Origin of the sequence: Amycolatopsis sp. (assembly GCF_025464955.1) — a bacterium.
GTDB lineage: Bacteria > Actinomycetota > Actinomycetes > Mycobacteriales > Pseudonocardiaceae > Amycolatopsis.
In genome coordinates, this window is sequence record NZ_JAODNM010000146.1 from 84,852 (window position 1) to 96,594 (window position 11,743).

10 protein-coding genes are annotated in these 11,743 nt (G+C 69.2%); 6 read left to right on the top strand and 4 right to left on the bottom strand.

Translation table 11 applies throughout. From position 1 onward, the window contains the following. Positions 1-25: 25 nt before the first annotated feature. On the top strand, positions 26-448 hold the full coding sequence (locus JWQ81_RS37695) for a MarR family transcriptional regulator (RefSeq protein ID WP_297549349.1): 423 nt from the start codon (positions 26-28) through the stop codon (positions 446-448). Between the two features lie 64 nt (positions 449-512). On the opposite strand, the gene JWQ81_RS37700 is transcribed toward JWQ81_RS37695, so the two are convergent. Genes JWQ81_RS37700 through JWQ81_RS37715 form a run of 4 tightly spaced genes read right to left on the bottom strand, consistent with a single transcriptional unit; the run spans position 513 to position 4,375 of the window. Beyond that, the gene (locus JWQ81_RS37700; RefSeq protein WP_297549351.1) at positions 513-1,103 is read right to left on the bottom strand and encodes an ATP/GTP-binding protein; all 591 of its coding nucleotides are present in this window, start codon (positions 1,101-1,103) and stop codon (positions 513-515) included. Further along, entirely contained in the window at positions 1,081-1,536 is a 456-nt protein-coding gene (locus JWQ81_RS37705) for a DUF742 domain-containing protein (RefSeq protein WP_297549353.1), read from the bottom strand. The genes JWQ81_RS37700 and JWQ81_RS37705 overlap by 23 nt, the downstream gene beginning before the upstream one ends. Further along, entirely contained in the window at positions 1,533-1,961 is a 429-nt protein-coding gene (locus JWQ81_RS37710) for a roadblock/LC7 domain-containing protein (protein WP_297549355.1), read from the bottom strand. The genes JWQ81_RS37705 and JWQ81_RS37710 overlap by 4 nt, the downstream gene beginning before the upstream one ends. Next, positions 1,958-4,375, bottom strand: coding sequence for a nitrate- and nitrite sensing domain-containing protein (locus tag JWQ81_RS37715; protein WP_297549357.1), 2,418 nt, complete (start codon positions 4,373-4,375; stop codon positions 1,958-1,960). The genes JWQ81_RS37710 and JWQ81_RS37715 overlap by 4 nt, the downstream gene beginning before the upstream one ends. A 368-nt stretch (positions 4,376-4,743) precedes the next feature. Between JWQ81_RS37715 and JWQ81_RS37720 the strand changes: the two genes are divergently transcribed. The 5 genes from JWQ81_RS37720 (at position 4,744) to JWQ81_RS37740 (ending at position 11,513) form a co-directional block, all read left to right on the top strand. After that, complete coding sequence (locus JWQ81_RS37720) at positions 4,744-6,840, top strand: molybdopterin oxidoreductase family protein (protein WP_297549359.1); 2,097 nt, start codon at positions 4,744-4,746, stop codon at positions 6,838-6,840. Next, entirely contained in the window at positions 6,837-8,213 is a 1,377-nt protein-coding gene (locus JWQ81_RS37725; protein ID WP_297549361.1) for an FAD-dependent oxidoreductase, read from the top strand. Before JWQ81_RS37720 ends, JWQ81_RS37725 begins: the two co-directional genes overlap by 4 nt. 10 nt (positions 8,214-8,223) lie before the next feature. Next, on the top strand, positions 8,224-9,585 hold the full coding sequence (locus JWQ81_RS37730; protein ID WP_297549363.1) for an MFS transporter: 1,362 nt from the start codon (positions 8,224-8,226) through the stop codon (positions 9,583-9,585). 141 nt (positions 9,586-9,726) lie between these two features. Then, the gene (locus tag JWQ81_RS37735; RefSeq protein WP_297549365.1) at positions 9,727-10,584 is read left to right on the top strand and encodes a class I SAM-dependent methyltransferase; all 858 of its coding nucleotides are present in this window, start codon (positions 9,727-9,729) and stop codon (positions 10,582-10,584) included. 11 nt (positions 10,585-10,595) lie between these two features. Continuing rightward, positions 10,596-11,513, top strand: a complete 918-nt coding sequence (locus tag JWQ81_RS37740; RefSeq protein ID WP_297549367.1) for an SDR family NAD(P)-dependent oxidoreductase — start codon at positions 10,596-10,598, stop codon at positions 11,511-11,513. The last annotated feature ends 230 nt before the right edge of the window (positions 11,514-11,743 follow it).

The following is an 11,743-nucleotide window of genomic DNA, read 5'->3' on the forward strand; positions in this document are numbered from 1 at the left end:
CCGTCGAAGTGAGATGAGCGGCGCGGTGACGGTGAGCGAGGACGAAGCGCTGCGGCTGGTCGTGTCCCTGCACCGGCTGTTGCGCAGCCTGCGCAGGGCCGGCGGGCCGCTCAACATCCCGCCCACCCAGCTCATCGTCATCTCGCAGCTCATCGAATTCGGCCCGCTGCGCATCGGGGAGATCGCCGAGCGCGTGCCGTGCTCGCAGCCCACCGCCACGACGTCGGTCGCGAGTCTCGAGTCCGGCGGGTACGTCTACCGCGAACCCGACCCGACCGACGGCCGTGCCATCCGCGTTCTCGTCACCGATGCCGGGCGCGAGGTGCTGCAGTCCGTCGCGCACAGCGAGGCCGCGATTCTCGTCGAGCGGCTGCGCTTGCTGCCGGACGAAGACGTGGTCACCGTCCTCGCGGCCGACCCGGTCCTGCGCGCCCTGACTCGTGAGTGACACAGCACGCCCGGGTGCGGGTGTCCCGCAGGGCACAGGAACCCGGCCGCAACTCTCACGAGTCTTAGACGACCGTTTCGGCGAGGCGCTGCATGAGGACCTGCTCGATCACCATGACAAGGACTTCCTTCACCGACTCACGGTCCCGCGCGTCGCACCCGATGAGGGGGACGGACTCGCCGACCCCCAGTGCTTCGCGGACTTCGTCCAGCTCGAACTGCTCCGCCCTCGAGAAGTGGTTGACCGCCACGATGAACGGCGTGCCCTGCTCCTCGAAGTAGTCCAACACCGGGTAGCAGTCGTCGATGCGGCGCGTGTCGACCAGCACGACCGCGCCGAGCGCGCCGTCGACCAGGTCGTCCCAGAGGAACACGAAACGCTCCTGGCCCGGCGTGCCGAACAGGTACATGATGAGCGAATCGTCGAGGGTGATCCGGCCGAAGTCCAGCGCCACCGTGGTGGTCGACTTCAGCGGCAACTGGGTCGCGTCGTCGACCCCGGCCGACACCTCGGTCATCGCGGCTTCGGTGACCAGCGGCTCGATTTCGGAGATCGCCCCGATGAAGGTGGTCTTGCCGACACCGAACCCGCCGCTGATGACGATCTTGACCGACGACGGCGCGCGGGTGAGCTCAGAGCGCCTTGACAAGGTCACGCATCCTTTCGATGACGGAAATCGGCAGCTCTGCCGACTTCTGGACTGACACGTGTCCGGTGGTGACGAGATCCGCGACGATCACCCTGGCGACCCCGACCGGCACGTGGAGCTCGGCGCCGATCTCGGCGATCGAATGCGCCCGCTGGCACAGCCGGACGACCGTGAGCTCCTCGAACTTCAGCGGCGCTGTCAACGCCGCGCGGGTCGCTGTGACGAGCGTTTCGATCCGCAGGTCGTCGACCAGCGGCCGAGTCCGCCCGCCGGTCATCACGAACGGCCGCACCGCATGCCCGCCGGCCTCCGGTTCGTCCTCCCGCGCGTGCGCCCCGTAGGACGGCGGTTCGGGTTCGACCGGTGCCTGGAACCACGATTGCGGGCGGTGCGCCGGGATCATCCGGGGATCGGGCAGCCGGTGCTCGTCGGGGTTCATCTCCGCAGGCTCTCCCGGAGCTCACCGATCAGCGCCGGCGTGAGCAGCGTGCCGGCGCGCTCGGCGAGCTTCGCGATTTCGTAACCGACCAGCCCGACATCGCAGTTGCCGTCCGCGATGACACCCACGCAGCTGCCGTCAGCGATCGCCGAGACCAGCAGGAAGCCCCGCACCATCTCGATCATGATGAGCTTGAGCCCGTCGAAGTCGTAGCTGCGCGCGGCGCTGCGGGACAGGCTGGACAGCCCGGACACGATCGCCGCGAGCCGGTCGGCCGCGGTGCGGTCCACCCCGTCGGACATGGCGATCAGCAGCCCGTCCGACGACACCGCGACCGCGTCGCGCACACCGTCGGTGTTGCGCACGAAGTTGGCCAGCAGCCAGTTGAACGTCTGCGGGTCGGCGTGGTGCACTTCGGCCGTCACCGGGTCTCCTCTTCGCCTGATGTCCCGCGCTCATGGCCGGAACGGAACTTCGACAGCATCGACCGTACGTCCTCGGGGGAGCGCTGGTCGATGGCGCCCGAGCCGGGCGGCTTCGGGGTCGTGGGCCGGGCCGGGGTCGGCCGCGCCTCACCCGAGGTGCGCTTCGCGCGTTTGACCAGGCCGTTGCGGGTGCGTTCGACCGGTCCCGCCGCCTGCGGTGTCTGCGGTGCTTGGGGGGTCTGAGCTGCCGCCACCGGCGGGACCGAGCCCGCGGACACGGGTTGCTGCTTGGGGGGTAACGGTTTGCGAGGTGCCACGGTCTGCTCCTGCCTTGGCACGAACACCGGCTCTTCGTCGGCTTCCGGCCACTGGATCGGCTCCTGCTCGGCGGCCGGGGCTGCCGGGGCCGCCGGGGCGCGAACGGGCCGCACCGGCTTGCGGACCGGCGGCGCCGGCACGTCGGCCGGGGTCCGGTCCTCGGTCGCGAGCAGCTCCTCCGGCAGCAGCAGCCGCGCGACGATGCCGTTCACCGGGGACACGGTCAGCTCGACCTCGACACCGAGCCGCTTCGCCAGCTGACCGACCACGTAGTGGCCGAGGAACCGGGTCGGGGCGACGATGAAGTCCTCTTCGCCGTGGAGCCGGGCGTTGGCCTTGACCAGCTGCTCGCGGGACATCCCGACGCCGTGGTCGACCACGGCCAGCATGTACTTCGAGCCCAGTTTGCGGCCGTAGACCTCGACTTCCATGTCCGGCGGTGAGAACGCCAGTGCGTTCTCCAGCAGCTCGGCGAGCATGTGCGCGAGCTCGTTGACCATCGAGCCGGTGATCAGCACCTCGTCCATCCGGCGCAGCGCGGCCCGGCGGTAATCCTCTACTTCGGACAGTGCGGCGCGGACGACCTCGGTGACCGCCAAAGGTTTCGCGTACCGGCGCGGACCGGTCTCGCTCACCAGCACCAGCAAACTCTCGGCGTTCCGGCGCATGCGGGTGGCGAGGTGGTCGAGCTCGAACAGGTTCGCCAGTGCTGTCGGGTCCAGCTCCTCGCGCTCGAACTCGCTGATGAACCCGAGCTGGCGGCGGACCAGGTTCTGGTTCCGGCGGCCCAGGTTGGCCAGCGATTCCGTGGTGTTGCGGCGCAGGAGTGCCTGCTCGCCCGCCAGCTCGAACGCAGTGGTCTGGACCCTGTCCAGTGCGGCGGCGACGGACGCGATCTCGGTACCGGCCCGTTTCGGGGTCCGCACCGGTTCCGGCGGTTCCGGTGCGCCGCCGCCGGATGTGTGCCACCCGGCCACCGACGCGGGCAGCCGCCGGGCGGCGACGTCGTCGGCCTCGACGGCCAGCGAGGCCAGCGGCCGCACGATCGACCGCAGCGCCCCGATGACGAGGGTGAGTTCCAGCGCGACGGCGACCAGCGCGATCGCCAGGAAGATCATCAGCGCGGTGGTGGCGTCGTCGCGCAGCTGGGTCGCGCGGGCCTCCAGATCGGCACCGACCGACTGCTGCACGGTTCGCATCTGGTCGATGACCGAGGTCATCTGGTTCCACCAGTTGACCGGGTCGACGCTCTGCGCCAACGGCCCGGAGGTCGCCGCGATCGCGATGTTCTCCGATGCCGCGGCCTTCGTGGCGTTGTCGGAGCGCAACGCCGCGTCCAGCTGGGCTTGGCGGTCGGCCGTGGTGTTCAGTGCGAACGCCGCCAGCCCGGCCTGCTTCGACGCGCGGATCTCGGTGAACTTGATGTACTCACCGGTGTTGAAGCGACCGGAGGCGAAGACCCCGTTGAGGAACCCGCGTTCCTGGCCGGTCGCTTCCTTCGTGTCGGCGAGCGCGCCGAGGGCGAGCAGCCCGCGGCGCAGCTGCGCGTCCTGTGCCTGGTCGAACCCGAGGTCGACCTGGTTCAGCGCGGCGATCGCGGAGGTGTAGTAGCCGAAGGTCGTGGTGCGGTCGGCCCGCCCGGCGTCCACGCCCTGGCGGGTCGAGGTCAGATCGCTCAGCCGGCTCAGTGCCGTCTTGACCCGGTCCGCGCCGGAGACGTTGGTGGCGGCGACGGCCTGGTTGAGCGTGGCGAGTGCCTTGTCGGTCTTGATCCGCTGCGGCGGGATCGTTGCGGCGAAGCGGGTCTCACCGCCCATGAGGCCGTTGGTCAGACCACGTTCACGCTGGAGCTCCTGCGTGACGTCCTGCACGGTCAACGCGAGCGTCACCGCGGAGCGGGTCTGGCCGGCAGCAGTGTAGGCGCTCAGTTCGCCGGCGATCGTGATCCCCAGCAGCGCGATGACCAGCGCCACGGAGACGACGAGAATGCGGACCAGTCGGCCTCGGATGGTCTGGGAACCGAACAACCGCTCGAAGAAACTTGCGGATTGTTCGCCGCTACCACCATCGGCCGACGAACGATGGCGTGGACTCACAGCTCCTCCGCGACGCGCTGAATCATCGATGACGCGATTGTCCGACGCAGTGTTCTCGACGAGGGTGTTCTCGATGAGGTCCTCGAACGGGCATACGTTCCGATTTTTCGGCCATTTGGGCAAGCGTAAGATTTCATGACCGGCTGATCTTGTCAATACTACGTTCGGCGGGTCGACTCGGGGGGTCACTACCCCGAATAGCCTAGTCAAGCTCCTGGTCAGGTCATTTCTGTGGACCGGTGACAACCTTGCGGGTGAAACCGCCGGGCCGTTGCGGGGGCAACCGGGCTTCTGCTAATTTGGCGCCGAGTCCATCGCCCCGGTGCAAATTGCGGGTTAATTCTTCCGTTTCTTTGAGAGAGATAGAGATGGATACTGGTCGTGCCCGCCCGGCGGTGGGGACGGTGACCGGGGTCGACACGCACTGCCCCTATTGTGCACTTCAGTGTGGAATGTCACTCGGCGTCGGAACCGGGGTCGTTTCCGGTCGCGAATTCCCGACCAATGCCGGCGGTCTCTGCCAGAAGGGCTGGACGGCCGCGACCCTGCTGACCAGCCCCCATCGCCTCACTGCTCCCTTGCTGCGGGAAAACCGCGACGCGCCGCTGCGTCCCGTCAGCTGGGACGTCGCGCTCGACTTCGTCGCGTCGAAGCTCGCGGACCTGCGCCGGAAACACGGCCCGGACGCGGTCGGCGTGTTCGGCGGCGGTGGCCTCACGAACGAAAAGTCTTACCTGCTTGGCAAATTTGCGAGAGTTGCACTTTGCACCTCGCAGATCGACTACAACGGCCGGTTCTGTATGTCCGCCGCGGCCGCCGCCGGGATCAAAGCCTTCGGGGCCGACCGCGGGATGCCGTTCCCGGTCACCGACCTCGCCGAGGCGGACGCGGTGCTGCTCGTCGGCGCCAATGTGAGCGAGACCATGCCGCCGTTCATGCGGCACCTGCGCCCGGCCGCCGACGCAGGCGGGCTCATCGTCGTCGACCCGCGCCGCACACCGACCGCCGAGCACGCCGCGGTGCACCTGCAGCCGGTGCCGGGCACGGATTTGGCGCTGGCGTTGGGAATGCTGCACGCGGCCGTCGCGGATGGTTACGTTGATCACGCCTATCTCGCCGAGCGCACCACGGGGTTCGACGAGGTGTGGCGGATCGCCGCGGCCTGGTGGCCCGAGCGCGTCGAAGCGGTCACCGGGGTCGCGGCCGCCGACCAACGGGCCGCGGTGCGGTTGCTGGCCGAAGCACGCAGGGCGTACGTACTCACCGCGCGCGGCACCGAGCAACACGCCAAGGGTGTCGACACCGTTTCGGCGTGGATCAACCTGTGCCTGGCATTGGGCTTGCCGGGTCGTTCGGGGTCCGGTTACGGCTGCCTCACCGGTCAGGGGAACGGCCAGGGTGGCCGGGAGCACGGGCAGAAGGCTGACCAGCTGCCGGGCTACCGCAAGATCGACGACCCGGCGGACAGGGCGCACGTGGCCGGGGTGTGGGGCGTCGATCCCGATTCGCTGCCCGGTCCCGGCCGGTCGGCGTACGAGCTGCTCGATGCGCTGGGCACACCGTCCGGGCCGAAGGCGCTGCTGGTGTTCGGCAGCAACGTCGTGGTGTCCGCGCCGAACGCCGGTCATGTCGCCGATCGCTTGGCGTCGCTGGAGTTGCTGGTGACCGCGGACTTCGTGCTGTCGGAGACGGCAGCGTCGGCGGACGTCGTGTTCCCGGTCACGCAGTGGGCCGAGGAAGACGGCACGATGACCAGCCTGGAGGGCCGCGTCCTCCTGCGGCAGCGCGCGCTCGGCGCGCCCGACGGGGTCCGGACGGATCTGGAGCTCTTGCAGGGCTTGGCGATGCGGCTTGGTCAACCGGCCGAACGGTTTCCGGCCGAAGCCGAGCAGGTCTTCGACGAACTGCGCCGGGCGTCCGCGGGCGGGATAGCGGACTACGCGGGCGTGACGTACGACCGGTTGCGCGCCGGGGAGGCCTTGCACTGGCCGGTGCCCGACGTCGATCACCCCGGCACCCCCCGGATGTTCCTGGACGCCTTCGCCCACGCCGACGGGCTCGCGCGGTTCGTCGCGGTGGAGCACACCGGCCCCGCCGAGCGCGCCGACGACGAATTCCCGTTGTACGCCACCACCGGCCGGGTTCTGCAGCACTACCAGTCCGGGGCGCAGACGCGGCTGATCCCGGAGCTCGACGACGCGCAGCCGGAGGCGTTTGTCGAGGTGAACCCGGACACCGCCGGCCGAGCGGGCGTCCACGATGGACAGTGGGCTCGCGTGGTTTCGCGCCGGGGTGAGGTGCGGGCGCGGGTGCGGTGCGTATCGACGATCCGGCTGGACACGGTGTTCCTGCCGTTCCACTTTCCCGGCGCCCAGCGCGCCAACCTGATCACCAACCCGGCGCTGGACCCGACCAGCCGGATGCCGGAGTTCAAGGTGTGCGCGGTCCGGCTGGCCCCGGCATGAGGGTGGTGATCGCCGGCTACGGCATGGCCGGCGCGCGGTTGGCGGAGGAGATTCGCGCGCTCGACCGCTCGATCGCGGTGACGGTTGTCGGCGCGGAACGGCATCCGGCGTACAACCGCGTGCTGCTGTCGAGCGTCGTGGCCGGGAACATGCCCGTGCGTTCGGTGCTGCTGCACGACGAAGAATGGGCCGCCCGAGCCGAGGTCGATCTGCGGACCGGGACGTCGGTGACCTCGATCGGCGAGCAGCTGACGCTGTCCGACGGGTCCACTGTGGACTTCGACGCGCTAGTGCTGGCGACCGGCAGCAGTCCGTTGCTGCCACCGGTTCCGGGCCTCGCCGGCGCGGACGACGTGGTCGCCTTCCGCGGGCTGGACGACTGCGAGCGGATCATGGCGGCCGAGCGGGTCGCGGTGCTCGGCGGCGGGCTGCTGGGGCTGGAAGCGGCCAGGGGACTGACGGGCCGGGGGGTACCGGTGACCGTGGTGCACGCGGCCGGGCACCTGATGGAACGCCAGCTCGACGCCACGGCCGGCGCGACACTGGCCGGCGCGCTGGGCAAGCACGGCATCGACTTCCGGATCGGGCGCAGCGCGATCCAGCACCGGCAAGGCATGGGCTTGGTCCTCGACGACGGCACGTCGGTGCCCGCGGACCTCGTCGTCGTTTCGGCAGGCACGAAGGCCGAAACCGGGCTGGCCGAGGCTGCCGGAATCACTGTGGCCGGCGGGATCGTCATCGACGATTGCTTGCGTACCAGCGATTCCCGCGTCTACGCGATCGGTGACTGCGCCGCGCATCGGGGTAGCTTTCCCGGGCTCGTGCGGCCTGCCTGGGAGCAGGCCGCGGTGCTGGCGAAACTGCTCACTGGCGCGGACCCGTCCGCCCGGTATCGCGGCACGAGGTCCGTTACCCGTTTGAAGGCCAAGGGAATCGACCTCGCGTCCCTCGGCGAAGCGCACACCGAACCCGGCGCTCCAGGCGCCGAGGTCATCCGCCTCGAAGACCCATCGCGGGACCGCTATGCCAAGTTGGTGCTGCGCGACGACGTCGTCACCGGGGCGATCGTGCTGGGTTTCCCGGACGCCGCCGCGGCGATCACCCAGCTGCACGACACCGGCGCCCCGGCGCCTGCCGACCGGATCGCACTGCTGCTCGGCCGGGCCGCCCCGCCCGCCGGAGCCGCCGAGTCCACTGTGGTCTGCCAGTGCAACGGCGTCCCGCGCGGACGCCTTGTCGACGCGTGGCGGACCGGCGCCCGCACGGTCGAAGACTTCGCGAAGGCCACCAGAGCGAGCACCGGGTGCGGCGGCTGCGCCGCCGACCTGCTCGCGCTGACCGAATTGTTGGACCAAGAGAGCGCACCCCGCTAGATGGAGAGAAATGTCAACGACGACTGAAGCCCGACCCGGTCACCGCTGGATCCAGCGGTGGCAGCCCGACGACCCGGAGTTCTGGGCCGGTACTGGGAAGAAGATCGCGACTCGCAACCTGATTTTTTCGATCTTCTCCGAGCACATCGGCTTCTCGCTGTGGTCGATCTGGAGTGTGGTCGTGGTCGGCCTGCCCAAGGCCGGCTTCTCGTTCAGCATTGACGAGTTGTTCTGGCTGGCGGCGCTGCCGAACCTGCTCGGGGCGGCGATGCGGCTGCCTTACACGTTCGCGGTGACGAAGTTCGGCGGCCGCAACTGGACGATCATTTCCTCGCTGCTACTGCTCGTGCCGACCGGGATGCTGACCATCGCGGTGACCTCGCACGGGAGCTTCGGGTTCTTCCTGCTGGCCGCGGCCACCGCGGGGCTCGGCGGCGGCAACTTCGCGTCGTCGATGACCAACATCTCGTTCTTCTACCCCGAGACCCGGAAGGGTTTCGCCCTCGGCCTGAACGCCGCGGGCGGCAACCTCGGCGCGGCCGTGGTCCAGCTGGTCATCCCGGCGGTCATCGCCATCGGAACCGGCACGAACCTGGCCTACGCGGGGCTGTTCTACATGCCGTTCGCGGTCGCCGCGGCCATCTGCGCGGCACTGTTCATGGACAACCTCGCCGTGGCCAAGTCGGACTTCCCAGCGCAGGCAGCCGCGGTGAAACGCGGGCAGACCTGGGTGATGTCGTTCCTCTACATCGGCACGTTCGGCTCGTTCATCGGGTACTCGGCCGCGTTGCCGCTGCTGATCAAGACGCAGTTCCCGACCATTCACGGCAGCTACTTCGCCTGGCTCGGCGCGCTCGTCGGGTCGCTTTCGCGGCCGGTCGGCGGCTGGCTGTCCGACCGGATCGGCGGCAGCCGAGTCACGCTGTGGGCGTTCGTGGTCATGGCCATCGCCGCGATCGGGGTCGTCATGGGGGAGCAGGCCGGCAACTTCGGGCTGTTCTTCGGCGCGTTCCTGATCCTGTTCATCACCGCCGGCCTCGGCAACGGTTCGACGTACCGGATGATCCCGGCGATCTTCGTCAGCCAGGCCAAGCGTGAGGTCGCCGAAGGTGGCGACGAGGAAGAAGCCGTCCGGCGCGGACGCCGGGAAGCCGCGGCGACCATCGGGATCGCGTCGTCGATCGGCGCGTTCGGCGGATTCCTCGTCACGCGCGTCATCGCGAACTCGGTCGCGGCGCACAAGACGGCGGACGCCGCGTTCTACGTGTTCATCGGCTTCTACGTCGTGTGCGGCGCGGTGACATGGTGGTTCTACCGCCGCCGCAACGCTTTCTCCTCCACGACCCCCAGCCTCGCCTCGGCGAACGTCTGACCGTCCCGTCCAGGATCCCGCGAGGCCACCCTGTGGCGTTGAACGCCACGGGGGTGGCCCCGAGGGATCGCCGAAGCGGTACCCCAGCCAGCCCCGCTCGGCCGCAACCTCCTGCGCGGTTAGCGTCGTAGTGTTTCGGGGGTGGACGACACCGAATTCCTGGTCGAGGCCCTGCTCGAAGTACGTGACGGCAACCAAGCCGCAGCCGTTGCCGCGGCGCGCCGCGCGGCTGGGTCGACGCTTGGCCGAGAACTGATCGAGCAGTGGGAAGGCGTTGTCGGGCAAGGGGTTTACCACCAGCCTGCGGCGTTCACCGCCTTCGTTCGCGGAGGTGGGAACGTGAAGTTGTACACGCGGTTGAGCGACGAACTCGCGCGGCTGTACGACGAACTCGAACCCGCCGAGCTCGTCGATGTCGGCTGTGGCGACGGACTGGCGCTGGCTCCCGCGCTGGAGCGCGCGGCATGGGCTCCCGGGCGGATCGACCTCGTCGAGCCATCGGCAGCCTTGCTCGAAGCCGCTTCGACGCGGCTGACGGGACGGAACGCACACGCGTGGGGGTTGACCGCGCAGCAGTTCTTCGCCGAGGTCGGCGACCGCAGGTGGCCTCTCGCGCAGGCGACGTTCTCCCTGCAATCGGTGCCACCGGAGGACCGTGCCGGCGTCCTGCGCGCGCTGCGGGAGCACGCGGACAAGGTGGTGATCGCCGAGTTCGACGTGCCTGAGTATGTCGAACCCAGTATCGACCATGTCCGCTCTCTCGTGACCCGTTATGAGCGTGGCATCGCGGAGTACGGCGAAGACGCACACCTTGTCGCGCAGGGCTTTCTGTTGCCTGTGCTGCTGGGGCAGGTCGTCCCGGACGGCGTGCGCACGAACTGGGAGAAGCCGGCCGCGACCTGGGCGGAACAGCTGTCCGCGGCCGGGTTCGCGGACGTCGTCGTGACCCCGCTCGCCGACTACTGGTGGTCTCCGGCCGTGCTGATCACGGCGTCGTGAACACTGGATTCATGAACTCAGCGTGGGACGTCCGGCGGCTGCCGAGTGCGGAAGGCAAGATCTTCCTGGTCACCGGCGGCAACGCGGGTATCGGGTACTTCGTCAGTGAACAGCTTGCCGGGACCGGTGCCACCGTGGTACTGGGGAGCCGCGACGCGGGCAAGGCCGAAGCGGCGATGGGTGCGATCCGGTCGCGTGTACCCGGCGCACGCCTGCGGCATCTGCAGCTGGACCTCGCCGACCTGGGCTCGCTCAAGGCGTCCGCGGACGCGCTGGACATGGACCGGCTCGACGCTGTGATCCTCAACGCGGGGGTGCTCGCCCAAAACGTGCGGGGCGAGACGAAGGACGGTCACGAGCTCATGTTCGGGACCAACCACCTCGGGCACTTCGCCCTCGTCACGTACCTGCTACCGCTGCTCGCCGGGGGTCGCGTCATCACCGTGGGCAGCATCGCCGCGAGGTACGTCCGCCTGGATCTCGACGACCTCCAAACCACCCGCGGGTACAAGCCTTTTCCGACCTACAGCCGGTCGAAGCTCGCGCAGATGCTGTTCGGCTTCGAACTCGACCGCCGTCTGCGGGCCGCCGGGAGCACGACGTCGAGCGTGCTGACCCACCCCGGTGGCGCGCTGGACAGCATCACGCCGTCGCGCCCGCCGGTGTGGGTGCGCTCCACCCGCGACGCCCTGTTGTTCGGGCTGCCGCTGTCGATCTTCGTCCAGGGCAAGGACCACGCGGCTTGGCCAGCCGTCCGAGCCGCCCTCGACCCGTCAATCCAAGGCGGGCAACTCCTCGGCCCCCGGACACTGGGCGTGCGCGGGCAACCCAGGCTCGAACGCGTACGCCACACCATCGCCGACCCCGCCGTCGCCGCCCGCCTCTGGACCGCCTCCACCACCCTCACCGGCGTCGACCCCCTCCCCTGATCGCGCTCCATGCACACGAGAGTGCGTTCCAGGGCACTTTTGTACTTCTGTGCCCTCGTTGAAGTTTCAAGCAGGGCACAAAAGTGGCTCTTGTGTCGGATGTGTGGGTCCGCGACGCCTCAGTGGTGTCGGTGTGGCTGGTGAGGTTCTTGAGGTCAGCGGGTGTGGTCGGCTGGTGGTGACTGTGGGACTCGTCGGCGTGAACGTGGGACTCGCCGGGCCGGAGTGTG